At 66.8% G+C, this 24864-nt stretch carries 17 protein-coding genes; 13 read left to right on the top strand and 4 right to left on the bottom strand.

Going from position 1 to position 24864, the window contains the following annotated elements; all coding sequences use genetic code 11:
* Window positions 1-51: 51 nt before the first annotated feature.
* Window positions 52-702 (bottom strand): transglutaminase-like domain-containing protein, encoded by a 651-nt coding sequence (locus BHK69_RS16265; RefSeq protein WP_244548219.1) that lies wholly within the window; start codon window positions 700-702, stop codon window positions 52-54.
* 111 nt (window positions 703-813) lie between these two features.
* Window positions 814-2016 carry a pyridoxal-phosphate-dependent aminotransferase family protein gene (locus BHK69_RS16260; RefSeq protein WP_069691006.1) on the bottom strand — a complete coding sequence of 401 codons (1203 nt, stop codon included), beginning with the start codon at window positions 2014-2016 and terminating at the stop codon, window positions 814-816.
* Between the two features lie 191 nt (window positions 2017-2207).
* Here BHK69_RS16260 and BHK69_RS16255 point away from each other — a divergent pair, with 191 nt between their 5' ends.
* The 9 genes from BHK69_RS16255 to BHK69_RS16215 all read left to right on the top strand — a co-directional run bounded on the left by BHK69_RS16255 (window position 2208) and on the right by BHK69_RS16215 (window position 17136).
* Window positions 2208-2903 (top strand): GntR family transcriptional regulator, encoded by a 696-nt coding sequence (locus tag BHK69_RS16255; RefSeq protein ID WP_425285573.1) that lies wholly within the window; start codon window positions 2208-2210, stop codon window positions 2901-2903.
* 234 nt (window positions 2904-3137) lie between these two features.
* Window positions 3138-4136 (top strand): Bug family tripartite tricarboxylate transporter substrate binding protein, encoded by a 999-nt coding sequence (locus BHK69_RS16250; protein ID WP_069691005.1) that lies wholly within the window; start codon window positions 3138-3140, stop codon window positions 4134-4136.
* Window positions 4137-4351: 215 nt separating this feature from the next.
* Entirely contained in the window at window positions 4352-4852 is a 501-nt protein-coding gene (locus BHK69_RS16245; protein ID WP_069691004.1) for a tripartite tricarboxylate transporter TctB family protein, read from the top strand.
* 19 nt (window positions 4853-4871) lie between these two features.
* Window positions 4872-6395, top strand: a complete 1524-nt coding sequence (locus BHK69_RS16240; protein ID WP_069691003.1) for a tripartite tricarboxylate transporter permease — start codon at window positions 4872-4874, stop codon at window positions 6393-6395.
* 153 nt (window positions 6396-6548) lie between these two features.
* A complete protein-coding gene (locus BHK69_RS16235; RefSeq protein WP_069691002.1) occupies window positions 6549-9485 on the top strand; it encodes an FAD-binding and (Fe-S)-binding domain-containing protein in 2937 nt (978 codons plus the stop codon).
* A 210-nt stretch (window positions 9486-9695) separates the two neighbouring features.
* On the top strand, window positions 9696-10964 hold the full coding sequence (locus tag BHK69_RS16230; RefSeq protein WP_148663458.1) for a beta-propeller fold lactonase family protein: 1269 nt from the start codon (window positions 9696-9698) through the stop codon (window positions 10962-10964).
* Window positions 10965-11086: 122 nt separating this feature from the next.
* Window positions 11087-14359, top strand: coding sequence for a hybrid sensor histidine kinase/response regulator (locus BHK69_RS16225; RefSeq protein WP_069691000.1), 3273 nt, complete (start codon window positions 11087-11089; stop codon window positions 14357-14359).
* A gap of 160 nt (window positions 14360-14519) precedes the next feature.
* Window positions 14520-15611: an NADH:flavin oxidoreductase/NADH oxidase gene (locus BHK69_RS16220; protein ID WP_069690999.1), complete on the top strand. Its 1092-nt coding sequence runs from the start codon at window positions 14520-14522 to the stop codon at window positions 15609-15611.
* Between the two features lie 31 nt (window positions 15612-15642).
* The gene (locus BHK69_RS16215; protein WP_069690998.1) at window positions 15643-17136 is read left to right on the top strand and encodes a carboxypeptidase M32; all 1494 of its coding nucleotides are present in this window, start codon (window positions 15643-15645) and stop codon (window positions 17134-17136) included.
* Between the two features lie 156 nt (window positions 17137-17292).
* On the opposite strand, the gene BHK69_RS16210 is transcribed toward BHK69_RS16215, so the two are convergent.
* Window positions 17293-18678: an amidase gene (locus BHK69_RS16210; RefSeq protein WP_069690997.1), complete on the bottom strand. Its 1386-nt coding sequence runs from the start codon at window positions 18676-18678 to the stop codon at window positions 17293-17295.
* A gap of 167 nt (window positions 18679-18845) precedes the next feature.
* Between BHK69_RS16210 and BHK69_RS16205 the strand changes: the two genes are divergently transcribed.
* On the top strand, window positions 18846-19325 hold the full coding sequence (locus tag BHK69_RS16205) for a hypothetical protein (RefSeq protein ID WP_069690996.1): 480 nt from the start codon (window positions 18846-18848) through the stop codon (window positions 19323-19325).
* An 87-nt stretch (window positions 19326-19412) separates the two neighbouring features.
* Here the strand turns inward: BHK69_RS16205 and BHK69_RS16200 are convergent, their stop codons facing one another.
* On the bottom strand, window positions 19413-20804 hold the full coding sequence (locus BHK69_RS16200) for a M23 family metallopeptidase (RefSeq protein WP_148663457.1): 1392 nt from the start codon (window positions 20802-20804) through the stop codon (window positions 19413-19415).
* A 599-nt stretch (window positions 20805-21403) separates the two neighbouring features.
* Between BHK69_RS16200 and BHK69_RS16195 the strand changes: the two genes are divergently transcribed.
* The 3 genes from BHK69_RS16195 (at window position 21404) to tssL (ending at window position 24848) form a co-directional block, all read left to right on the top strand.
* Window positions 21404-21748 (top strand): hypothetical protein, encoded by a 345-nt coding sequence (locus tag BHK69_RS16195; protein WP_069690995.1) that lies wholly within the window; start codon window positions 21404-21406, stop codon window positions 21746-21748.
* Between the two features lie 182 nt (window positions 21749-21930).
* The gene (gene tssK / locus BHK69_RS16190; RefSeq protein ID WP_069690994.1) at window positions 21931-23268 is read left to right on the top strand and encodes a type VI secretion system baseplate subunit TssK; all 1338 of its coding nucleotides are present in this window, start codon (window positions 21931-21933) and stop codon (window positions 23266-23268) included.
* The gene (tssL, locus tag BHK69_RS16185) at window positions 23265-24848 is read left to right on the top strand and encodes a type VI secretion system protein TssL, long form (protein WP_069690993.1); all 1584 of its coding nucleotides are present in this window, start codon (window positions 23265-23267) and stop codon (window positions 24846-24848) included. The genes tssK and tssL overlap by 4 nt, the downstream gene beginning before the upstream one ends.
* The last annotated feature ends 16 nt before the right edge of the window (window positions 24849-24864 follow it).

The raw sequence follows: 24864 nt of genomic DNA, 5'->3' as shown, positions 1-24864 counted from the left end.
CAATCTGGCGTTGGCCACTGGGCGGCATTTTTTGACCGCGCTTCTGCGCGCTCAGGCCTTCGCTTCCTGCTCCATCGAGGCGCCGCGCAGGCCGCCGGGAATGCAGAGTTTCGGATAGAGCCGCGTCATTTCGATGATCAGGAATTTCACCGGCACGTCAAAGAAGGCGCCGTGATCGGCGATATAGGCCATGAATTCGCGGCCCTGCCCGTCAAAACTCTGGAGCAGCGCGTCATGCCGGCCGTCGAAAGGCAGCGGCGCAACGCCGAGCTTCGTGCACAGGCTCGCATTGAAGGTCGGCGAGGCTTTCAGCCAGCGGCCACCGAGAAAAACCTCGGCATAGCCGTGATAGGCGAAGATATTGGTGCCGACAGCCTCCAGCAGGCGCGGCGTGGCGAGATGGTTCATGACGTCGGCGAGGCCGATTCGCGCCGGGATGCCGAGCGCGCGGCACAGCGCGGCAAAGAGCGCCGCCTTGCCGACACAATAGCCCGTGCCGGCCGCAAGCACGGCGCTGGCGCGATAGCTGTCGGGGTCGAGATAGTCGCGATAGGGATCGTAGCGGATCTCATCCCGCACCGCAGCATAGAGCAGGCGCGCCTGGGCCGCCGGCTCGGCGACCCCCACTGTGAGACCCTGCGCCTGCGCGATCACATTGCGGTGATCGCTGTCGATGAATTCGGCCGGGCTCGTGAAGAGCACGTGGTGGCTGTCCTGCATCGTTTTCAAGCCCCACGCCGGAGGTGACGCGCGAAGCTTAGCACTACAGCGGCCGCCCCGCGACGGCGACGCGTCGCGGGCCTCGACCAGCCTTCAGGCCACTGCCGCGACCGACGCCTGATTGCCGTCGTCGCGCGCCTCGAGCGCGGCCATTGCCGCCATGACGCCGCCGCTGCGATGCGGCACGCCGGCCGCCGCCAGCCCCATCTCGACGCCCGACAGCGCGCCCAGCAGCATGAGTTCGTTGCATTCGCCGAGATGGCCGATGCGGAAGACCTTGTCCGCAACCTTGCCGAGCCCGGAGCCGAGCGAGATGTTGTATTTCTCCAGCGTGATCTTGCGGTAGCGGTCGGCGCTGTGGCTCGGCGGCATCATCACGGCAGTCAGCACCGGCGACTGCTCGGCCGGGTTCTCGCAGAGCACCTCCAGCCCCCAGGCCTTGACGGCGGCGCGCGTCGCGGCGGCAAGACGCTGATGCCGGGAGAAGACAGTGTCCAGCCCCTCCTCCTGCAGCATCGCGAGCGCCTCGCGTAGCCCATAGAGCAGGTTCGTCGCCGGGGTGTAGGGGAAGAAGCCGTTGGCGTTGATCTTCACCATCTCCTGCCAGTCCCAATAGGAGCGCGGCAACTTGTTGGTTTTCGAGGCGGCCATCGCCTTCTCGGAGATCGCGTTGAAGCTCAGCCCCGGCGGCAGCATCAACCCCTTCTGCGAGCCGGAGACGGTGACGTCGACCTGCCATTCGTCATGGCGATAATCGACCGAGGCGAGCGAAGAGATGGTGTCGACCATGAACAGGGCCGGGTGACCGGCAGCATCAATTGCCTTGCGGATCTCGGCAATCCGGCTCGTCGAGCCGGTCGAGGTCTCGTTATGGACGACCATCACGGCCTTGATGGCGCGGGCCTTGTCCGCGACGAGCCTCGCCTCGATCGCAGCCGGATCGGCCCCGCGCCGCCAATCGCCCGGGATGAAATCGACATTGATGCCGAAACGCGCCGCGATCTGGCGCCAGAGCGTGGCGAAATGGCCGGTCTCCGCCATCAGCACGGTATCGCCTGATGAAAGCGTATTGACGATCGCGGCCTCCCAGGCGCCGGTGCCCGAGGATGGATAGATCACCACCGGCTGCGCAGTCTTGAAGACGGCCTTGCAGCCCTCCAGCACCGTCTTGCCGAGCCTGGCGAATTCGGCGCTGCGATGGTCGATGATCGGCATGTCCATGGCGCGCAGGACACGATCTGGGATCGGGCTCGGCCCCGGAATATGCAGGAAATGTCGACCCTGCTGCGTTGCCATGGCGTGTCCTCCTCGGTGCGCGTTCTTGGCGCGCGTTTCGACTGCGCGTTCTTCATAGCCGATTTTTTGCATTCATTTTTTGAGAATGCAATCGTCTATTGGAACTCAAACTAGGCGCCGATCATCTCGACAGCCGAGCAAGCTTCGCGTACCCAATAGCTATGACGAGTACAATTCCGGACCTGGGAATCATGGAGATTTCGGCGACCGAGCTGCGCGACACGCCCGCCGCCGAGGCGCCCCGGGCGGCGGTCTCGCTGCATGACGGGCTAGTGACGGCGCTGCGCGACTATATCGTCGAAGGCAATCTCGCCGATGGTGCGCGCATTCCCGAACGCCTGCTCTGCGACCGCTTCGGCATCTCGCGCACGCCCTTGCGCGAAGCGTTGAAAGTGCTCGCCGCCGAAGGGCTGATCGACCTGCTGCCCAACCGCGGCGCGCGCGTGCGCGAGTTGAGCGCTGAGGATCTGCGCGAGCTCTTCGACGTGATGGGCGGGCTGGAGGCATTGGCCGGACGCCTGGCCTGCGAGCGCATTTCGGACGCAGAAGTGGCAGAAATCGAGCAAACACACCATGAAATGTACCGCTTCTACCTGCGACGCGAGATGCATGGCTACTTCCAGTGCAACCAGGCGATCCATCGCATGATCGTCGAGGCGGCCGGCAATGCGACGCTGAGCACGACCTATGCCAGCTTCGCCGGGCGTATCCGCCGCGTGCGCTATTCGGCGAATCTCGCCAAAGAGCGCGATCGCTGGGGCGAGGCGATGCGCGAGCATGAGGCGATCCTGGACGCGCTGCGCCGGCGCGCCGGCAGCGAACTCAGCGACATCCTGTTCCAGCACCTGCGCAACAAGCGCAAGGCGGCGCAGGCGGAGATCGCTTAGCAACCCTTCGTCATTGCGAGCACCCGGGTCTTGCCTTGGGCAAGCCCGAGCACAGGCTCCGCGAAGCAATCCAGGAGGACGTGGCGCGCGAAGGCTGGATTGCTTCGCCGCGCTCGCAATGACGGTTGGTGGTCATTTTGCGTCGTTGTAATTTTCAGATTGAATGCAGATTTTTTTGGTTCTAGGCTCCCCTCACGACGCCGTCAGAGCGCGACTTAAGGGAGGTTGAGGATCATGAAGCAGCATTGGCTCGCCGTATCCGCGTTGCTTACCGCGTCGGCGTTACTTGCCGGCGTCGCGCCCGCAGCCGCCTGGGAGCCGACCAAGGCGATCGAGATCGTCGTGCCCTTCTCGGCCGGCGGCGCCTCCGACCAGATGGCCCGCACGATCCAGGGCATCATCCAGAAGAACCAGCTCACCACCCAGCCGATCATCGTCGTCAACAAGCCGGCCGCCGGCGGCGCCGAGGGCATGCTCGACATCCAGAAATCGGCCGGCGACCCGCACAAGCTGATCACCACCTCGAGCGGCATCTTCATGACGCCGATGGCGACCAAGCTGCCGCTGAACTGGCAGGACTACACGCCGGTCGCGATGATGGCGCAGGATTCCTTCCTGCTCTGGGTCAATGCGAAATCCCCCTACAAGACCGCAGCCGATTTCATGGCGGCGGCCAAGGCGGCGCCCGAGCCGCTCAAGATCGGCGGCACCTCGTCCAAGCGCGAGGACAATTTGCTCGTCTTCGGCATGGAGAAGACCGGCGGCGTCAAATTCGCCTATATTCCCTATACCAGCGGCGGCCAGGCCTCGACCCAGCTTTCGGGCAATCATGTCGATGCCAACACCAACAACCCGGCCGAGGATCTGGCGAACTGGCGCGGCGGGGCGACTAGGCCGCTCTGCGTCTTCGCCGAACAGAAGATGGCCTATAGCGAGAAGGTCGCGGACGGCCTGTCCTGGGCCGACATCCCGACCTGCGCCTCGCAGGGGCTCAACGTCAGCTACCAGATGCTGCGCGGCATGTTCATGCCCGGCAAGGTGACGAAGGAGCAGCAGGCCTTCTATGTCGAGCTGTTCAAGAAGGTCTCGCAGAACGCGGAATGGAAGGAGTATCTGGCGCGCAACGCGCTCGTTCCCGATTATCGCGACGGTGACGCCTTCGTGCAGTTCCTCAAGCTCGACGAGGGCAAGCACGCCAAGCTGATGAGCGATGCCGGCTTCATGGCCAAGTGAGGCTTGGCCCCAAGTGAAGACTGGCCCAATGACGCTTTCGCCCAACGACAATGCGCTCCGTCATCCTGGGCGACCGAAGGTCGTCCCGGGATCCATCGGAGGGCTCCGGAGCTCTCCGATGGATCCCGGAGCTGCGCGGCAGAGCCTGTCCTTGGGCCGGCCCAAGGCCGGACCCGAAGGCCGCTTGTCCAGGAGGACGGCGTGGGAGGTGATTGATGTCGAACGTCACTAAACCAGACGAGCCAACGCGCGGCCTCTCCCGCCGCCCGGTCGAGATCACCACGGCGCTCCTCCTGATCGGGCTCGGCCTGCTCGTGCTCTACGATTCCTATGGCCGCGGCGCGGGCTGGGACAATGGTCCGCAGAACGGCTTTTTCCCGGCGCGTGTCGGCTGGATCTTCCTGGCCGCCTCGCTCTTCATCCTGGTGCAGTCCTTCCGCACCGAGAACCGCGTCTTCGTCAGCTATGAGCAGCTCGGCCAGGTCGCGCGGGTGTTCGCGCCGCTGGTGCTGTTCGTGGCGCTGATCCAGCCGCTCGGCCTCTATGTCGCCGCGGGCATCTTCATCCTCGTCTTCATGAGCATCGTCGCGACCTCGCGCTGGTGGGCGGTCGTGCTGACGGCGATCCTCGTGCCGCTCGCCTGCTTCTGGGTGTTCGAGCTGCAGTTTCGCGTACCGCTGCCGAAAGGCCCGTTAGAGGCCCTGCTCGGCTACTAGAAAACGCTAGGGACAAGCGATGGACGATTTCTCCTCCCTGATGGCCGGCTTCCAGGTGGCGCTTTCCTGGCACAATGTCGGCTTCATGGTGATCGGCGTCGTGCTCGGCATCATCGTCGGCGTGCTGCCCGGTCTGGGCGGGCCCAACGGCGTCGCGATCCTGCTGCCGCTGACCTTCGGCATGGACCCGACCTCGGCGATCATCCTGCTCTCCTCGATCTATTGGGGCGCGCTGTTCGGCGGAGCGATCACCTCGATCCTGTTCAACATCCCGGGCGAGGCCTGGTCGGTCGCGACGACCTTCGACGGCTACCCGATGGCCGTGCAAGGCAAGGCCGCGGAGGCGCTGACGGCCGCCTTCACCGCCTCCTTCATCGGCGCGCTCTCGGGCGTGATCCTGATCACCTTCGTGGCGCCGCTCGTCGCCTCCTTCGCGCTCAGATTCGGGCCGGCCGAGTTCTTCGCCGTGTTCCTTCTGACCTTCTGCTCCTTCATCGGCATGGGCCGCGAGAACCGCGCCAAGATCCTAGCCTCGCTCTGCATCGGCTTCCTGCTCGCGGCGGTCGGGCTCGATTCGATCTCGGGCGATCTACGCATGACGTTCGGGTCGACCGAATTGATGCGCGGCTTCGATTTCCTCGTCGTGGTGATCGGCCTGTTCGGCGTCAGCGAAATCATGCTGACCGTCGAGGAGGGCCTGGTCTTCAAGGGCAAGCAGGCCAAGATCGACCTCAAGGTGGTGCTGCGCACCTGGGCCGGGCTGCCGCGCTATTGGGCGACGCTGCTGCGCTCCGCCATCGTCGGCATGTGGATGGGCGTGACGCCGGGCGGGGCGATCGCCGCCTCCTTCATGGGCTACGGTCTCGCCAAGCGCTTCTCGCGGCAGCCCGACAGCTTCGGCAAGGGCAATATCGAAGGCGTGCTTGCGCCCGAAACCGCAGCCCATGCGGCGGGCACCAGCGCGCTCCTGCCGATGCTGGCGCTCGGCATTCCAGGCTCGGCGACGGCTGCCGTCCTGCTCGGCGGCCTGCTGGTCTGGGGGCTGCAGCCGGGGCCGCTGCTCTTCGTCGAGCAGAAGCAGTTCGTCTGGGGGCTGATCGCCTCGATGTATCTCGGCAATCTCGCCGGGCTTATCATCGTGCTGGCGACCGTACCGCTATTCGCAGCGATCATGCGCATCCCGTTTTCTTATGTCGCGCCGGTGATCCTGATCGTCTGCGCCATCGGCGCCTACACGATCTCGAACTCGATCTTCGACATCTGGCTGATGCTGGGCTTCGGCCTCGTCGGTTATGTCTTCAAGAAGCTCGACTACCCGCTCGCGCCTCTCGTATTGGCGCTGGTGCTCGGCGACAGGGCCGAGGACTCGTTCCGCCAGGCGCTGCTCGGCTCGGGCGGCAGCCTCAAGGTCTTCGCCGCCAACGGGCTGGTGACGACGTTGGTCGGGCTGGCGCTGTTCCTGCTGCTCTGGGGGCCGGTCATGGACGGGATCGGCGCATTGCGGCGGCGCGGGCGGGCTGTCGAAGCGAAGGCGGCCGAATAGGATGGGTCCGTCATTGCGAGCGAAGCGAAGCAATCCAGGAGCCGTGGAGCGAGCCGTTCTGGATTGCTTCGCGGAGCCTGTACTTGGGCTTGCCGAAGGCAAGACCCGGGTGCTCGCAATGACGATCGCTACCGGCGAGGCCGAGACACCACAATGACGCAAGCAGCGCTCGCCAAAGCCCATTCCCGCAATCTCGGCCTCGAACGCCGTCTCGCCCGGACGCTGGAAGGCGAGGTGCGCTTCGACGCCTTCACGCGCGGGCGCTACGCCACCGACGCCTCGATCTACCAGATCGTCCCGCAGGGCGTGGTCTTCCCGAAATCGGAAACCGATATCGCGGCCGCGCTGACGATCGCCGCCGAGCACGGCGTGCCGGTGATCGCGCGCGGCGGCGGCACCTCGCAGAACGGCCAGCCGATCGGCGATGCGCTGATCCTCGATATGAGCCGGCATTTCAACGGCATCCGCGATTATGACCCGGCGGCCGGCACGATCTCGGTCGCGCCCGGCCTCGTGCTGGAGGCGCTCAACGCGCATGTCCGGAAGGACGGGCTGTTCTTCCCTGTGGAGCCCTCGACGGCGAGCCGCTGCACCATCGGCGGGATGACCGGCAACAACTCCTCGGGCGCGCGCTCGCTGCGCTATGGCAAGACGGTCGACAATGTCATCGCCATGAAGGCGCTGTTCCACGACGGCGAGCCCTTCGCGCTGGGCGATCGTCTAGCTGGCGACAATCAGTCGATCAGGGCGCGCGATCTGATGACGCGGATGCTCAAGCTGGCCGACGGGCACCGGGCCGAGATCGAGGCGATCTTCCCCAAGGTGCAGCGCCGGGTCGGCGGTTATAATCTCGACGAGCTCCTGCCCGCCCGGCCGAACCTCTCGCATCTGCTGGTCGGCTCGGAGGGCACGCTCGCCATCACCACCGAGGCGACGCTGAAGCTCTCGCCGCTGCCGGCGCATCGCGTCATGGGCGTCTGCCATTTCCCGAGCTTCCGTTCGGCGATGGAGACGACGCGCCATATCGTGGCGCTCGGCCCGGTCGCGGTCGAGCTCGTCGACAACAATGTGCTCGTGCTCGGCGCCGACATCCCGCTCTTCGTGCGCACGCTCGCCGACATCACCAGGGGCCAGCCGAACTGCCTGCTGCTGGTCGAATTCGCCGGCGATGATCTCGCTGCGCTCAGGCACGACCTCAAGCGCCTCGACCAGTGCATGGCCGACCACGGCTTTGCCGAGGCCGTCGTCGAGGTGGTCGAGCCCTCCAGGCAGAAACCGGTCTGGGAGGTGCGCGAGGCCTGCCTCAACATCATGATGTCGATGAAGGGCGACGGGAAGCCGGTCTCCTTCATCGAGGATTGTGCCGTCCCGCTGGAACATCTCGCCGACTACACCGACGCCGTCACCGCGCTGTTCGAGCGGCATGGCACACGCGGCACCTGGTATGCCCATGCCTCGGTCGGCTGCCTGCATGTCCGCCCGATCCTCAACATGAAGGACGAGGCCGGGGTCAAGGCGATGCGCGGCATCGCCGAGGAGGCTTGCGAATTGGTGCGCCGCTTCAAAGGCTCCTATTCCGGCGAGCATGGCGACGGCATTTCGCGCTCGGAATTCGTCGAGCCGATGTTCGGCGGCCCGCTTACCCGCGCCTTCGAGCAGGTCAAGGACGGCTTCGATCCCGACAACCGTTTGAACCCCGGCAAGATCGTGCGCCCGCTCAGGATGGATGATCGCAGCCTGATGCGCTTCGCGCCTGGCTACGCCACGCCGATCCCGGCTGAAACGGCGCTCGATTGGTCCGACTGGGGCGGGCTCGGTGGCGCCGTCGAGATGTGCAACAACAACGGCACCTGCCGGAAGATGACCGGCGGCACGATGTGCCCCTCCTGGCGCGCCACGCAGGACGAGACCCATCTGACGCGCGGGCGGGCCAATACGCTCAGGCTCGCCATCTCCGGCCAGCTCGGGCCGGACGCCTTCACCTCGCCGGAGATGAAGCAGACGCTCGATCTCTGCGTCTCCTGCAAGGGCTGCAAGCGCGACTGCCCGACCGGCGTCGACATGGCGCGCATGAAGATCGAGTTCCTGCACCATTATCACCGGCGCCACGGCCTGCCGCTGAAGGAGCGCCTGATCGCCTTTCTGCCGCGCTATGCGCCTTATGCGGCCAAGCTCTCAGCCCTGATCAACCTGCGCGACCGCATTCCGCTGCTGGCACGGCTCTCCGAGCGCTGGCTCGGCTTCAGCGCGCGGCGCTCGCTGCCGGTCTGGCGCAGGCCCTGGGCGCAAGCCGGCCGAACTGCGACACCGGGCGACGTGAAGGGCGACGGCCGCGACCTCGTGCTCTTCGGCGACAGCTTCAACCGCTATTTCGAACGCGAGAACCTCGAAGCCGCCGAGCGCGTGCTGGCGGCTGGCGGCTATCGCCTGCACAAGGTCGAGCCCAGGGATGGCGGCCGGCCGCTCTGCTGCGGGCGCACCTTCCTCTCGGCCGGGCTCGTCGACGAGGCGCGCGTTGAGGCGAAACGGACGCTCGAAGCGCTCACGCCCTTCGTCGCCAGGGGCGCGCGCATCGTCGGCCTTGAACCCTCCTGCCTGCTGACCTTCCGCGATGAGTTTTCGGCGATTTTGCCCAAGGCGGAAGCCGAGCCGGTGGCGAGCGCTGCCTTCCTGCTCGAAGAGCTTCTGGCCGCCGACCTCAAGGCGGGGACCACCACCCTACCCCTCAAGGACCAGGCCGGCCGCATCGCGCATCTGCACGGCCACTGCCACCAGAAGGCTTTCGCGGTGATGGGCGCGGTCGAGGCGACCTTGCGCGCCATTCCCGGCCTCGATGTCCGCCCGATCGAATCGAGCTGCTGCGGCATGTCGGGCGCCTTCGGCTATGGCGCGGCGACGATCGACGTCTCCTTCGCCATGGGCGAGCTCGCCTTGCTGCCGGCCGTGCGCAAGGCCGGCGCGGGCGATCTCATCGTCGCCGACGGCACGAGCTGCCGCCACCAGATCCATGACGGCGCGGGCCGCGAGGCGATGCATGTCGCGCGCGTGCTCGCCGAGGCCCTGGAGGACAAAGCCAACCAGCCAAGCTGATCAACGACCCGGCAAACGGGCGATCCAACGGGAGGAACGACCATGCTAAAGCGTTTTCGAGCGAAGTGGACACCGGTTCGCGTGAAGAAAGCGCGTCAAAACAAAGACGTAGAGCAGTTTTGCGATCCAGTCGGATCGAAAATTGCTCTACGGACGACACTTCTGGGCAGCGCGATCCTGCTCTGCTCGATGGGACATGCGCATCAAACCATGGCGAAGGACTACTTTTTAGCGAGCGGCCGCTGGGACAATGTCGTGCTGGTGATCGATCTCGACAAAGCGATCGACCCCGCCAATGACGGCACGCCGAAGGCGGTGGTGAACCGCTTGCGCGTCACGCCCGATATCGTGGTCGATGGCAAGACGGTGATTTCGAGCGGCCAGCCTATCTCCATCGCGATCGCGCCCGACAACAAGCGCGCCTATGTCGTCAACCATTCCGGCCGCTCGACGCCCGCAGCTGCGGCCGCCTTCCAGCACGGCCACGCCGGGACGGTGACCGTCATCGACCTGATCAAAGGGCTCGATCCGGCCAGCAACGGCACGCTCGCCGCCGTCGCGGGCTATATCGAAACGGAAGGCTTCGGGCCGACCGGCTTCGCGATAGCGGCGGACGGCAAGCACGCGGTGCTTGCCCATGCCGAGCGCGAAGGCGACGAGGATGGCGGCCGGCATCTCAGCATCGTCGACCTCGCCACCAACACGGTGATCCGTAGGGTCGAGCAGGCCTATGGCAAGCCCGGCTTCCCCTGCCCGCCCGATCCGGTGCCGCATCGCGCGCCGGACCCGAAATTCGGCTGCTTCCCCGACACCAATGGCGTGACGATCAGCCCGCTCGGCGGCGGCACGATCTTCGGGGCCAATGGCGGCACCGACGACATCACGGTGATGAGCCTGCAGAAAGCGATCACTGGTGCGGCCGGCGCGGAGCTTGCGCGCATCCCGGTGCAGGCCGGCGGCTTTGGCATTTCGGTGAGCCCGGACGGCAAGCTGGTCGCCCACGCCTCCCGCGAAAGCGCCCAGACCGACATCCCAGGCAACACGGTCTCGATCATCGATGTCGAGAAAGCCTTGTCCGACCCCGCCAAGGCCGAGGTCGCGCGCGTCCTGGTCGGCACCGACGACAAGGCCACGCCGACCCGGCCGTTCGTGGCCGCCTTCCTGCCGGACGGAAAGCGCATCCTCTCGACGCATTTCCGCGCCAACAACATCGACATCATCGATGTCGCCAAGGCGATCGCGGGTGTGCCCGCGACGATCCGGCGGATCGAACTGAAGACGCCGGGCGGCGAGCCCTCGCGCCCGCGCGGCATCGCGATCACGCCCGACGGCAAATACGCCGCGATCACAGGCGCACCCAAGGGCAAACCGAACTCCAGCATCGTCTGGATCGTCGATCTCGCAAGCTATGAGGTGAAGGGCCGTGTCACCGAAATCGGCAATGAAAGCTACATGATCGGCGCGTTCCAGGCGCCGTAGCCCCTGGTTTCCTAGCTCTTTTCGACGCCTGGACAGGCGGGGCGCGACCGATCGCGCCTTTGCGCTTGCCGTCTTCTGCGATCCCGGCCACATGTCAGAGGCTTCATCCACCAGAGCGCCTCATGCTGGCTCCGCACGCCCCCTACGGTTTCCTGGAGAATGGCGGCGAGATCGGCGCGCTCATCCGGCAATTCGACTGGTCGCGGACGCCGTTGGGGCCGATCGAGAGCTGGCCGCAGAGCCTGCGCACCACGACGGCGCTGGCGCTCAGCTCGCCGCTGCCGGTCATGATGCTGTGGGGGCCAGACGGTACGCTGATCTACAATGACGGCTATGCCGCCTTTGCCGGCGAACGACACCCTGCCCTGCTCGGTGCCAAGGTGCAGGAGGGCTGGCCGGAAGCGGCCGAACTCAACGCCCGCGTGCTCGACACCGTGCTCGCCGGCGGCACGCTCTCGCTGCGCGAGCAGCGCCTCGCCATGAACCGCCGCGGCGTGCCGGAGGATTGCTGGCTCGACCTCGACTACATGCCGATCCTCGGCGAGGACGGCAGCCCGGCCGGCGTCTTCGCCGTGGTCATCGAGATCACCGAGCGGGTCCGCACCGAACAGCGGCTCAAGATCGCGCAGGAGGCCGGCGGCGTCGGCGTCTTCGAATGGTATCCCGAAAGCGGCCTGCTCGACGTCTCCGACGAATATCGTCGCATCTGGGGCATGCCGCCGGATGTCCAAGTCACCGACGATCTGCTCGTCAGCCTGCTGCATCCCGATGATCGCGCCTTGTCGGGGCCGGAGCGCCTGACCGAGGCCAATCCCCTCGCCTATACGGAATATCGCCGCTTCGACCCCGCCACCGGCGAGACCCGCTGGATCGCGCGACAGGGCGAGGCGGTCTCGACGCCCGAGAGCGGGCAGCGCCGTTTCGTCGGCGTCTGCTTCGACATCACGCCGCGCAAGGCGGCCGAGGAGGCGCTGCGCGCCAGCGAGGCGCGCTGGCGCAATCTGTTCGAGCAGATGCAGGAGGGGTTCTTCATCGCCGAGGCGGTGCGCGACGCCGCCGGGACGATGGTCGATTTCCGCTTCGTCGAGATGAATCCCGCCTTCGAGGCGCGCACCGACGTCAGGATGGTCGATGCGATCGGCCGCAATGTCAGCGAGATCATCCCGAACCTGCCGCCGGAGCTGATCACGACCTATGCCATCGTGCTCGAGACCGGCAAGCCGGCGCGCTACGAGATCAATGTTCCGTCGATGAAGCATCGCTGGTTCGAGGCGCGGGCAAGGCGCATCGGGCCGGACCGCTTCTCGGTGCTGTTCCTCGACATCACCGGGCGCAAGCAGGCGGAAGCCGCACTCAGGGAAAGCGAGGCGCGCTTCCGCACGCTCTCGCAATCCATGCCGAACCATGTCTGGACCGCCAGGCCCGATGGACAGCTCGACTGGTTCAACGAGCGCATCTACGCCTTCACCGGAGCGGCCCCGGGCACGCTCGACGGCGAAGCCTGGATGGCGGTGGTCCATCCCGAGGATGCGGCGAGCGCCGCCGCCTCATGGGAGAATGCGCGGCGCGACGGTATTCCCTACGAGACAGAATTCAGGCTTCGCCGCCAGGACGGCACATTCCGCTGGCACATCGCTCGCGCCGTGCCCGCCCATGACGAGCGCGGCGCGATCACGCGCTGGGTCGGCACCAACACCGACATCGACGCGCAGAAGACGGCGGAAGCCGCGCTCGCGGACCTCGCCGATACGCTGGAGGAGCGCGTCGCCGCCCGCACCGCAGAACTCGCCAAGGCCGAGGAGGCGCTGCGCCACAGCCAGAAGATGGAAGCCATCGGCAACCTGACCGGCGGCATCGCCCACGACTTCAACAATCTGCTGCAGGTCATCAGCGGCAACCTGCAATTGCTGTCGCGGGAAATCGCCGGCGACGAGAAGGCCGAAAAACGCGTCGACAACGCCATGGCGGGCGTCGCGCGCGGCTCCAAGCTCGCAGCTCAGCTGCTCGCCTTCGGCCGCCGCCAGCCGCTGGAGCCCAAGGTCGTCAATGTCGGCCGCCTGATCCGGGACATGGACGACCTGCTGCGGCGCACGCTGGGCGACGCGATCGAGATCGAGAGCATCGTCGCCGGCGGGCTGTGGCACACGCTGGTCGACCCGGCCAATGTCGAGAATGCCATCCTCAACCTCGCGATCAACTCGCGCGACGCCATGGATGGCCAGGGCCGATTGACGATCGAGGCCGGCAACGCCTCCCTCGACGACGCCTATAGCGGCGCCCATCGCGACGTCACGGCGGGGCAATATGTCCAGATCTCGGTCTCCGACACCGGCTCTGGCATGAGCCGCGAGGTGATGGACCAGATCTTCGAGCCGTTCTTCTCGACCAAGCCGCAGGGCAAGGGCACCGGGCTCGGGCTGTCCATGGTCTATGGCTTCGTCAAGCAGTCCGGCGGCCATGTGAAGGTCTATAGCGAGCCCGGCCAGGGCACGACGATCAAGCTCTATCTGCCGCGCTCGCTCCAGGCCGAGGACATGCTGGTCGAGAAGGAGGCCGGCCCGGTCACCGGCGGCAGCGAGACCATCCTCGTCGTCGAGGATGACGAGGCGGTGCGCGAGACCGTGATCGCGCTGCTGGGCGAGCTCGGCTATCGCGTGCTGAAGGCGCCCGACGCCCAGAGTGCGCTCGCGGTCATAGAGAGCGGGGTCGCGATCGACCTGCTCTTCACCGATGTGGTCATGCCCGGCCCGCTGAAGAGCCCGGAGCTGGCGCGCAAGGCCAAGGAGCGGCTGCCCCAGCTCAGCGTCCTGTTCACCTCCGGCTATACCGAGAACTCGATCGTCCATGGCGGTCGGCTGGACGAGGGCGTCAGCCTGCTCTCGAAGCCCTATGGGCGCGAGGCGCTGGCGCGGAAGATCCGCCAGGTCCTGGTGCAGGACGGCAAGACCCCGTCCTATGAGACCGTCCGGCCCCAGCCGAAAAGCGCGGCGCAGAAGGCGGCTTTGCAGGCTGCGGCCGCCCCGGTGCCCGAACCGGCGCGGCGGAGCAACCTGACCGTGCTCGTCTGCGAGGACGACGCCATCATCCGCATGGACACCGCCGATATGGTCCAGGATCTCGGCCATGTCGCCATCGAGGCGGAGAACGGGCTGAAGGCGCTCGAGATCGCGACGGGTCGCAACGTCGACATCCTGCTTACGGATATCGGCCTGCCCGATATTTCGGGCAGTGAACTGGCGCACCGCCTGCGCGCCTTGAAGCCCGAGCTCGCCATCATCTTCGCCACCGGCCGCGATCAGGTCGAGGGTTTCGAGGGCGCGGCCCGCACCGCGCTGCTGAGAAAGCCCTATCGGCTGCACGCGCTGGAGAAGATCCTCGGCTCGATCCTGGATTGAGAAGCGCCTTCCGGGCCGGGCGGTCGCTTGCGTTTGCAGCGCCCGTCGCGTGCAGGCTTGCGCATGGCCAGGCATGCTGCGCTGCGGCTAGACTTGGCGGAGACGCAAACGGACTCTGCTCCATTCCAAGCCCTGCTCCATTCAAGGCGACCCCACCACGATGAGCCAGCTCTTCAGCCCCTACACGCTCGGCGAACTCACCCTCGCCAACCGCATCGTCATTGCCCCGATGTGCCAGTATTCTGCCGAGGACGGCCGCGCGACCGACTGGCACATCATCCATCTCGGCCATCTCGCTCTGTCGGGCGCCGGGCTGCTCTTTCTCGAAGCGACGGCAGTCGAGCCGGAAGGACGGATCAGCCCGTTCGATCTCGGCCTCTGGTCGGATGAGACCGAAGCCGCCCTGGCGAAGGCGCTCGCCGCCGTGCGCGCGCATTCCGACATGCCGATCGGCATCCAGCTCGGCCATGCCGGCCGCAAGGCCTCGGTGGCGCAGCCATGGGCCGGCGGTGGCCAGCTCGGCCTCGACCAGGGCGGCTGGCAGACGCTCGCCCCCTCGGCCGTGGCTTTTGAGGGCCACGCCCGGGCTCCCCACGCCCTGACAGCCGATGAGATCGCCCGGCTCGTCGAGAGCTTCGCGCTTGCCGCCAAGCGCTCGGTCAGGCTCGGCCTCGATGCAATCGAGCTGCACGGGGCCCATGGCTATCTGCTGCACCAGTTCCTGTCGCCGCTCTCCAACCGGCGCGAGGACGCCTATGGCGGCTCGCTGGAGAACCGCATGCGCTTCCCGCTCGCGGTGTTCGAGGCGGTCAAGGCGGCGGTGCCGTCTTCCTTTCCCGTCGGGATCCGCGTCTCCGGCACGGATTGGGTCGAGGGCGGCTGGGATATCGAACAGACGCTCACCTTCGCCTCCGCCTTGCAGGCGCGCGGCTGCAGCTTCATCGACGTCTCCGGCGGCGGCCTCTCGGCCGCGCAGAAAATCCCACTCGGCCCGAGCTACCAGGTGCCGATGGCGCGCGCCGTGAAGCAGGCGACCGGCCTGCCGACCATGGCGGTCGGGCTGATCACGGAAGCCGACCAGGCCGAGGCGATCATCGGCACGGGCGACGCCGACTTCGTCGCTTTGGCGCGCGGCATGCTCTACGACCCGCGCTGGCCTTGGCACGCCGCCGCCCAGCTCGGCGCAACCGTGAAGCCGCCCTCGCAATATCTGCGCTCGCAGCCGCGCCAACTCCGCAACCTGTTCGGCTGAGCGCATCCGCCTTTCTCGAGAGAACTCCCCAATGACCGCCTATTCCGAGCTTGCCAATCATTTCGGCCGCGTCGCCGCATTGTCCAACGCCATCGGCATCCTGAGCTGGGACAATGCCGCGATGATGCCGACCGGGGCAGCGGCGACGCGGGCCGAGAGCATGGCGCTGCTCGACGTGCTGCGCCATGGCATGGCGGTCGAGCCGCGCATCGGGGACTGGCTGGGCGCTGCCGAGGCCGATGACGGCCTCGGCCCCTGGGAGCGCGCCAATCTGCGCGAGATCCGGCGGCTCTGGACGGTTCAGACCGCGCTTCCCGCCGATCTGGTGGAGGCGTCGAGCAAGGCGATCTCGGTCTGCGAGATGCGTTGGCGGCAGGCGCGCACGGATTCCGATTTCGCCGGGCTTCTGCCGTTCCTGAGCGAGGTCTTGAACCTGCAGCGCCAGATCGGCCAGGCGAAGGGCGAAAAGCTCGGTCTTTCCCCCTATGACGCGCTCTTGAACGACTACGAGCCCGGCGGGCGCTCGGAGAAGATCGACGCCTTGTTCGACGATCTCGCCACCTTCCTGCCCGGCTTCACGCAGGAGGTCCTGGCGCTCCAGGCCCGCCGGCCCAAAACGCCGGAGCCGCAGGGCCCTTTCGCGATCGAGAAGCAGCGGGCGCTCGGCCTCAAGATGATGGCGGCGCTGGGCTATGATTTCGAGCGCGGCCGGCTCGACGTCTCCACGCACCCGTTCTGCGGCGGGGCCGACAACGATGTCCGCATCACCACGCGCTATGACGAGAGCGATTTCGCCAAGGCCTTGATGGGCGTGCTGCACGAGACCGGCCATGCGCTCTACGAGCAGGGCCGGCCGCAAGCCTATATGAGCCAGCCTGTCGGTCAGGCGCGCGGCATGAGCCTGCATGAAAGCCAGTCGCTCCTGGTCGAGATGCAGGCCTGCCGCTCCGCCGCGTTCATCCGCTTCGCCGCGCCCTTGATGCGCGAGGCTTTTGGCGGCTCAGGCCTGGCCTGGGAGCAGGAGGCCTTGCTGGCGCGCTACACCAGGGTCGAGGCCGGCTTCATCCGCGTCGATGCCGACGAGGTGACCTATCCGGCCCATGTCATCCTGCGCTACCGGCTGGAGAAGGCGCTGATCGCCGACGAGATGCCGCTCTCGGAACTGCCCTTCGCCTGGAACGCCGGCATGAAGGCGCTGCTCGGCGTGACGCCGCCCGACGACCGGCGCGGCTGCCTGCAGGACGTGCATTGGCCCAGCGGCGGCTGGGGCTATTTCCCGACCTATACGCTGGGCGCGATGACGGCGGCGCAGATTTTCGAGGCCGCCTGCAAGGCCGAGCCCGAGATCCTGCCCTCGATCGGGCGCGGCGACTTCTCGCCCCTGGTCGGCTGGCTGCGCAGCCACATCCATAGCCAGGCCAGCCTCTACGAGACCGACGAACTGCTGACCCACGCCACCGGCCGCCCGCTCGACGCCGGCGTGTTCAAGGCGCATCTGCGCCGGCGCTATGGCGGCGAAGGCTAGCCTTCGCTCAAGCAGCAACACCGCGTCATCCTGGACAAGCGGCGAAGCCGCGCAGCTCCGGGATCCATCGGAGGGCACTGCGCTCTCCGATGGATCCCTGAGACGAGCTTCGCTCGCCCAGGATGACGCAGCGGTTCCGAGAACAGACAGGCTGCGTTAGCCCTCATCTCCCGACAGCACCGGCATCGGAAAGCCGCCGAACGCCTGCTCATAGGCCGCCCCCAGCGCCAGCAGGCGATCGTCGCTGCCTTGCGGCCCGATCAGCTGGAAGCCGATCGGCATGCCGTCCCGGTCCGGCTTGCCCGGCAAGGTCAGCCCCGGCAGGCCCAGCGCATTGGCGAAGGCGGTGAAGACCGCGTGGCCGCGCGGACCGACCAATTGACCGTCGATTACATCGGGGTGCGTCTGGCCGACCGGCCAGGGTTGCGCCGCCGTCGCCGGCATCAGCAGCAGGTCGAAGCGGGAGAAGAGCGCGTCGAACGCCTCGCCGGCCGCCTCGAGCGTCCGCAGCATGCCGAGATAATCGCTGGCCGAATGGCCACGGCCGCGTTCGGCCATGGCGGCAATCCCGGGCTGTACGGGTGCGTCCCGCCCGAGCCCGAGATGTGCGTCGAGCAACCAGGCCACGCCGGTTTCGCTGACGATCGACCAGATCGCGTTGACCGGCTCGACCAGGGTGTAATCGTCCAGGCGCTCGACGGCATGGCCGAGTCCGGCGAAGCGCTCGGCCGCTTCAGCGACGCTCGCAGCGATCGCCGGATCGACCGGCGCCTCGCCAAAGCGTGGAATGAAGGCTATCCGTTTTGCGGTGGGCGGCGCAGCCGCCGCCTCTGCGCCGGCGATGATGCGCAGCATCGCGCGGACATCGCCGACGCAGCGCCCGATCGGCCCCACCACCTCGAAATTGTCGAGGATCGCGGGAAAGCCATGCCGGCGCGGCACCAGCCCGCGCGAGGGCTTGAGGCCGACCAGCCCCGCATGCGCCGCCGGCCGGCGGATCGAGCCGCCGCCATCGGTGCACAGCGCCAGCGGCCCGATGCCCGACGCCACGGCCGCAACCGCCCCGCCGCTCGACCCGCCAGGCGTCAGGCCCGGGTTCCACGGGTTGCGCGTCGGGCCGAAGAGCGCGTTGTCGGTGACGCCCTGCACGGTGAACTCAGGCACATTGGTCTTGCCGAGGATGACGGCGCCGGCCGCGCGCAGACGAGCGACCGGCGTCTCGTCGAGCTCCGGCACGAAATCGGCATAGCAGGCGCTGCCCCAGGTGCTGCGCAGCCCGGCAGTCAGGATGTTGTCCTTGATCGTCAGCGGAACGCCGTCGAGCAGCCCGAGCGCCTCGCCGCGCGCCCAGCGACCGGCGCTGGCCTGCGCCGCCACCTGCGCGCCCGCCCGGTCGAGCGTGACGACAGCGTTGAGACGCGGATTGACCGCGTCATGGCGCGCCAGGACCGCTTCCAACGCCTGGACCGGCGTGGCGCTACCCGCCGCGAAAGCCTGCGCGAGTTGCCCGGCGGTCAGGGCCCAGAGTGGCTGGTCGTTCATTGGAAACGCACTCCGTGATCATCATGCCCGCATGGCGCGCCCCAACTGGGAAACGCCGTCATTCCAACCGCTAAGCCATGGCTGCTCATCCGACAACGGGGCTTGAAACGGGGCGCAATTAGGATTTGAATCAAGTTCCCGCTCTGGGCCATGCTAGGGAGAACGCAATGCTGAGGACTTTGATAGTCGCATCTGCTTCCGCCATCGCCGTCGCAGCCGTCTTCGCCACGCCGGCCTCGGCGCTGACGATGAAGGAATGCAGCACGAAGTATCAGGATGCCAAGAAGGCCAATACGCTGAAGGGCCAGAAGTGGAACGATTTCCGCAAGGCCCAATGCGGCGACGACGACGCCTCCGACAACGATGCCGCAGCAGCCGTGACGGACCCCGCACCGGCGCCGGCGGCCACGCCCGCCGCAACGGCGCCTGGGCAGAAGCCGGCGGCAGCGCCCGCCCGCGCCAAGGCTGCGGTCTTCCCCAGGGCCGTCGCGCCGAAATACTCCGAGGAATCGCCCGGCAAGGCCCGGTTGAAGACCTGCGTCGACCAGTACAACGCCAACAAGACGGCCAATGCCAATGGCGAGCTGAAATGGATCGAGAAGGGCGGCGGCTACTGGAGCCAGTGCAACACCAAGCTCAAGAGCTGAACAGAGCCATCACGCGAAACAGCTCGGCCCCGGATCCTGTCCGGGGCCGATTTTTATGCCAATGCGCCAGGCATCCGGCGCTCACACCTATTGAGTCGCGTAGATCCGTTCGCCCACGCGGATGAAATGGGTGGGATCGCTGGGCTCGCCATTGATGCGCGTCTCGTAATGCAGATGCGGGCCCGTCGAGCGCCCGGTGCTGCCGACCAGCCCGACCACCGTGCCGAGCGCGACGGGCTGGCCCACAGTGACGTTGATCGCCGACAAATGGCCGTAGCGTGTGGTGATGCCGTTGCCATGGTCGATGACGACGAGATTGCCGTAGCCGCCGCCGATGCCCGCCGTCTGCACGACGCCTGATCCACCGGCATGGACGGGAACGCCGATCGGCGAACGGAAATCCGTACCGGCATGGAAACGCGCCTCACCGGTGAACGGATCGGAGCGCGAGCCATAGGAGCTGGTCATCAACCCGGCGCTGCCCGCGATCGGCCGGAAGAACGGTACCGCGTTCGCAGCCGTCCTGAGCCGGCCCAGGACTGAAAGCGTGCGCCTGATCTGCGCGACATTGCTCTCGAAGGGACCGCCGCCGAAATCCTTGGTCTCCGGCAGCAGATTGGCGACCTGCCCGCGCACGAGCGCTGCGGTCGGCACGAATTTCTCGGCGTCGAGCCCGACCTCGGAGAAGGCCGAGCGCAATTGCAGCAGGGTCGATTGCGAGCGCTGCGTCAGGCCGTTGAGCGAACCCAGCTGCACCTTCTCGAAACGGTCGATCGCATGTTCGAGATAGGTCACGCGCTCGGGTGCGGGATAGCTCGGATCGAGGATGGTGAAGGTCGATCGCGGCGCGGCGCGCTGCACCGAGGCCGCCTTGATCGGCGCCCCGCCGGCCTCGCCGAACTTCACCGGGCTCGCGCCGTCGGGCACGCGGGTCTGGTCGGCCAGCGCGGTCAGCATCGCCTGGCGCGCCTCCAGCGCCGCCTGGCGCAGCATCAGGTCGGCGATACGCCCCTCGACGCCGTCACGCTCCAATCGGGTCTGCCGGGCGAACCGGTCGAGCTGGGTGCGGAAGACCACGAGCTTCTGCTCATAGGCAAACTGCATGTCGCTCTGCTGTGCGACGAGGCGGGCCGAGAGCTTGTCGCCGAAGATCAGGGCGCTGGTCGCGATCGCACCCCAGCCGGCCAGCAGGGCGAAGGCGACGAGGACAAGCGCGATCGTCGCCGGCCCAACCGTCATGGTCCAGCGCGGACGGCCCGGTCGCGAGAGCTTTACCGCCTTGTCGCGCTTGCCGGCCTTGTCCGTTTTGCCGTCGCCCTCGGTCGCGGGTTCGGCCTTGCGCAGCTGCGCCTGGGCCTTCGCCTCGGCGGCAGCAGCCTTCGCCTCGGCGGCAGCTCTTGCCTCCGCGGCCTTTGCCGCCTTCATCCGGGCAGCAACGCGCTCGGCCGCTGTCTGCGGTTTGGACGGGGCGGAACTCAAGGCCGGGCTCCTCCAAGCATGTCCTGGAATCCAAGCAAGTCCTGGAAAACGGCGCGCGCGATTCTCTGCCGAGCCGGGCGAAAGTCAACGCTGCAACGACGCTTCAGGCCGGGCGCCCCACCACCTACCGAAAGGGAGGTGCGGCCTAGTTCCTTACACAGAATGATCTTTGACTTCACGCAACGCAAAGGCAATCTGCCGCAATAGCCTCGCCGAGATATCGACGATTGTCGATTCGGGGCGCGAATTGTCAATCAATTACGTAATTGACATGACAGGCGTCCCGTTGAAACACTCGAAGCCAGCAATCTTTCTCTGGAGCAGGATGCGAAAAGTGGGAACCGGCTTTTCACATCGATCCTGCTCTCTTTGATGAGAGTCAGCCTTGTCATCACCTTGCGACATCACCGTGATCCCCCGGCATGCGAGGCGGCCCGGAGCGGCATGATCCGGCGCCGGGGATTAAGGACCAAGTCACGTGCAACGCCGAGAGGCACGTCAGATATGCGAATGAATTCAGGGCACTACAGGAGAAAAACCTCTGAATGGACCTAGAATCTCTTGGCCTCTCATCGCCTTCCGCCGCAAGGAGCCCTGCCATGACCTCGACCCTGCCTCCCGAACAATCCGCCCTCGACCGCGAGATCCTCGACGCGTTGTTCGAGATCGTGCCTGACGAATGGGACGCTTTCCTGCTTTCGGTCGAGCCGCGCAAGCTCGATGGCGATGGGCAGATCGTGACCATCGTCAACCCGGACGTCGCGGGGGCAGAAATCCCCGCGACAGAGGCGATCCGCGTCTGCGTCGCCAAGCTCGCGGCCTTTTTCGCCCGCGAAAAGCGCGGCTGGGAGCGCCTGACCTATGCCGCTTTCGCCGACGAGGCCGGCACCTGGCGCGTCAAGATCACGGCGCCGCTGCCGCCCCCCACAGCACCGGCCGCATGAGCGCACTGGGACTAGCCGTGGTCAAGATTAGGCACGCGGCGCTTTCGTGCTTGTTCCGCCCCGTTGCGCCACGTTACGATGCGTGAGCGTGGCTGAAACAAAGTTTGCCGGCTGCGTGACGAAGCGGGATGCGCCGCTTACGCCTTGATCTGGAATCATGACGATGGCTCGAAGGCTCGGCGATGTCTTGGAACAGTAAGGTCGTCTGGGGCGAAGGACTTTTTCTGCGGCCGCATCATCTGCAGCAGGCGGACCGCTATCTCGAAAACCTCGTCGATGCGCGCACGCGCTTCATCACGCCTTACCCCTGGGGCTTTTCGACCCTGGAAATCGACCGCGACCTCGCCCAGCAGAGCCGCTTCGGCCTGCGTCGCGCCTCGGGCATCCTGCCCGACGGCACGCCCTTCGACATTCCCGCCCACAGCCCCCTGCCCGCGCCCATCGACGTGCCGGATGCCGCCGCCAAGCAATTGCTCTGGCTGACCATGCCGGTCGCGGCGGCCAATACGCGCGAGGTCGACGAGCCGACGAGCGCCACCGCCAGTCGCTATGTCACCGCCAGCGAGACGCTGATCGACTCGACTGCCGCCATGCGCGTCGAGGAGGAGATCGACGTCGCCTATCCCCGGCTCGGCTTCGATCTGCGCAAGACCGCCAAGCCCGGCTATGTCAGCATGCCGATCGCTCGCATCGTCGAGGTGCGCGACAAGACCATCGTCTTCGACGACAAGTTCGTCCCACCGGTGCTGATCACCTCGGCCTATCCCGCGATCGACGGCTGGATCGACCGCGCCATCGGCTGGATCGAGGCCAAGCTCGAGGAGTTGGCGCGCTATGCGGCGGACCCGACCGCCGGCGGCGGCCTGCAGAGCGCCGACTTCTTCGTGCTGCAGCTGCTCAACCGGCACCTGCCGGTGCTGCAGCATTTCCGGCATTCGCGCTATATCCATCCCGAGCGGCTCTATGAGGAGTTCGTGCGGATGGTCGGTGAACTCGCGACCTTCGCCACGCCGGAGCGCCGGACGCGGACCTATCCGCGCTACGACCACGACAATCTCGAGCTCGTCTTCGAGCCGATCCTGCGCGACCTGCAGGATTTCCTCAGCGCCAGGCTCGGCCGCCGCGCCATCCGGCTCGAACTGATCGAGCGCGCGCCCAACGCCTTCGTCTCGACGATCCGCGACCGCAGCCTGTTCCGCAACGCCAATTTCGTGCTGGAAGTCGCGGCGCGCCGGCCCCTGATCGAGATCCAGCTGCAATTCCCGCAGCTCTTCAAGATCGGCCCGAATACGAAGATGAACGACATCGTCAACGCCCATCTGCCGGGCGTCGGGCTCAATCACATTCCGACCCCGCCGTCGCAGATCCGCGCGGTCGCGGACCATGTCTACTTCCTGCTGGACAAGAACTCTCCACTCTGGCCTGAATTCAGCACGGCAAACGCGATCGGCCTGCATTTCTCGGGCGACTGGCCGGAACTGCAGCTCGATCTCTGGGCGATCCTCGGAGACAGGCGATGACCGAGCCCAAAGACCCGTTCGAACCTGCCTACAACCCCAATGAGCGCACGGTCGTGCGGCCCAATCCCGGTGGCAGGCGCCCGCTCGCGCCGAGCCCGCCGACCCAGCAACCCGAGCAGCCGGGCCCGTTCACGCCGTCAGCCTATCCGCCTCCCCCCGCCTCCTATCATCCGGCCTCGGGCTACCAGCCGCCGCCGAGCTATCCGCAGGCAGACCCCAACGCCGCCGCGCAGGACGCCTGGGCCGATGCGCCGGGCCAGAGCTATCCGCAGCCGGCCCCGCCGCCCTACCAGCCGCCCCCGGCGCAGAGCTACGCTCCCCCGCCCCAGCCCGTGCCGCAGCCGCAAGCACCGGGCTCCGTGCCCCAGGTCGCGCCGCGCGAGATGCCGGTGGCGCCCAATGACAATCCGATCATGAGCGCGGCCGCGCCGATCCTCTCGATCCTCGGACGCCTGCGCGTGGCCCTGGCCTATGCCTCGTTCAGCCAGTTGATGGACCAGGTCGCCGGCGCGATCCAGCGCTTCGAGGCCGACGTCACCGGCGCCGGCATCGGCCAGGACCAGGCCAAGCAGGCGAAGTACACGCTCTGCGCCACTGCCGACGACATCGTCCAGAACATCCCGGCGCAGGATCGCCAGCTCTGGACGCAGTACAGCATGCTGAGCCGCTTCTTCGGCGAGCGCACCGGCGGCATCCGCTTCTTCGAGGAGCTCGACCGGGCCAAGCAAGACCCGATCCTGAACTACAATGTGCTGGAGCTGCAGCATGCCTGCCTGGCGCTGGGTTTCCAGGGCGTGCACCGGACCTCGGCCGGCGGCCCGGCGACCTTGCAGACGATCCAGCGCAATCTCTACGAGACGCTGCGGCGCGTGAAGCAGCGCGTCAATCAGGAGCTCTCGCCGCGCTGGCAGGGCCAGGACATGACGGCACGCGGCACGACCGTGCGCATCCCGTTCTGGGCGATGGCCTCGCTTGCGGGCGTCCTGCTGCTCGCGATGTACCTGACCCTGCGTTCGCTTTTGAGCTCCGGCAGCGACGCGGTGATCGACGATGTCGGCCGCATCTTCCCGACGACCGACGTCTCGATCGAGCGGCGCGTCGTCCAGCCGGTGAAGCCCACGCCTCCGCCGCCGATCAAGACAACCCAGCTCGAACGCATCCGCGCGGCGCTGGCGACCGAGATCGGCGAGCAGAAGCTGGCGGTGGATTCCGTCTCGACCGGCATCATCGTGCGCGTCAACAGCTTCGCCTCCTTCGAGCCCGGCAAGGCGACGGTGATCGACGCCTTCCGCCCGCTCGCCAAGCGCATCGCACAGACGCTGGAGAAGGAGCCCGGCCAGATCAAGGTCACCGGCCATTCCGACAACACGCCGATCAAGACGGTGCGCTTCGCCAACAACTACGAATTGTCGGTCGAGCGCGCCAAAGCCGTCGGGGCCCTCCTCACCGAGGATCTCAGCGACAAGAAGCGTATCCTCGCCGACGGCAAGGGCGACACCGCCCCGATCGCCTCGAACGATACGATCGAAGGTCGCGCGCGCAACCGGCGCGTCGACGTGCAGATCCCGCATGAACGCTGACCTGAGGCGGAGGCGC

The organism is Bosea vaviloviae (assembly GCF_001741865.1).
Classification (GTDB): domain Bacteria; phylum Pseudomonadota; class Alphaproteobacteria; order Rhizobiales; family Beijerinckiaceae; genus Allobosea; species Allobosea vaviloviae.
The sequence above is the reverse complement of the archived record's forward strand: the minus strand, read 5'-3'. Positions and strand labels throughout refer to the sequence as shown.

What these genes read in the sequence shown, in the direction of transcription:
- BHK69_RS16260 (WP_069691006.1), bottom strand. Translation starts at nt 2,016, where the DNA reads ATGGCAACGCAGCAGGGTCGACATTTCCTGCATATTCCGGGGCCGAGC.
- BHK69_RS16215 (WP_069690998.1), top strand. Translation starts at nt 15,643, where the DNA reads ATGACCGCCTATTCCGAGCTTGCCAATCATTTCGGCCGCGTCGCCGCA.
- BHK69_RS16220 (WP_069690999.1), top strand. Translation starts at nt 14,520, where the DNA reads ATGAGCCAGCTCTTCAGCCCCTACACGCTCGGCGAACTCACCCTCGCC.
- BHK69_RS16245 (WP_069691004.1), top strand. Translation starts at nt 4,352, where the DNA reads ATGTCGAACGTCACTAAACCAGACGAGCCAACGCGCGGCCTCTCCCGC.
- tssL (WP_069690993.1), top strand. Translation starts at nt 23,265, where the DNA reads ATGACCGAGCCCAAAGACCCGTTCGAACCTGCCTACAACCCCAATGAG.
- BHK69_RS16240 (WP_069691003.1), top strand. Translation starts at nt 4,872, where the DNA reads ATGGACGATTTCTCCTCCCTGATGGCCGGCTTCCAGGTGGCGCTTTCC.
- BHK69_RS16195 (WP_069690995.1), top strand. Translation starts at nt 21,404, where the DNA reads ATGACCTCGACCCTGCCTCCCGAACAATCCGCCCTCGACCGCGAGATC.
- BHK69_RS16250 (WP_069691005.1), top strand. Translation starts at nt 3,138, where the DNA reads ATGAAGCAGCATTGGCTCGCCGTATCCGCGTTGCTTACCGCGTCGGCG.
- BHK69_RS16210 (WP_069690997.1), bottom strand. Translation starts at nt 18,678, where the DNA reads ATGAACGACCAGCCACTCTGGGCCCTGACCGCCGGGCAACTCGCGCAG.
- BHK69_RS16230 (WP_148663458.1), top strand. Translation starts at nt 9,696, where the DNA reads ATGGCGAAGGACTACTTTTTAGCGAGCGGCCGCTGGGACAATGTCGTG.
- tssK (WP_069690994.1), top strand. Translation starts at nt 21,931, where the DNA reads ATGTCTTGGAACAGTAAGGTCGTCTGGGGCGAAGGACTTTTTCTGCGG.
- BHK69_RS16235 (WP_069691002.1), top strand. Translation starts at nt 6,549, where the DNA reads ATGACGCAAGCAGCGCTCGCCAAAGCCCATTCCCGCAATCTCGGCCTC.
- BHK69_RS16205 (WP_069690996.1), top strand. Translation starts at nt 18,846, where the DNA reads ATGCTGAGGACTTTGATAGTCGCATCTGCTTCCGCCATCGCCGTCGCA.
- BHK69_RS16255 (WP_425285573.1), top strand. Translation starts at nt 2,208, where the DNA reads ATGGAGATTTCGGCGACCGAGCTGCGCGACACGCCCGCCGCCGAGGCG.
- BHK69_RS16225 (WP_069691000.1), top strand. Translation starts at nt 11,087, where the DNA reads ATGCTGGCTCCGCACGCCCCCTACGGTTTCCTGGAGAATGGCGGCGAG.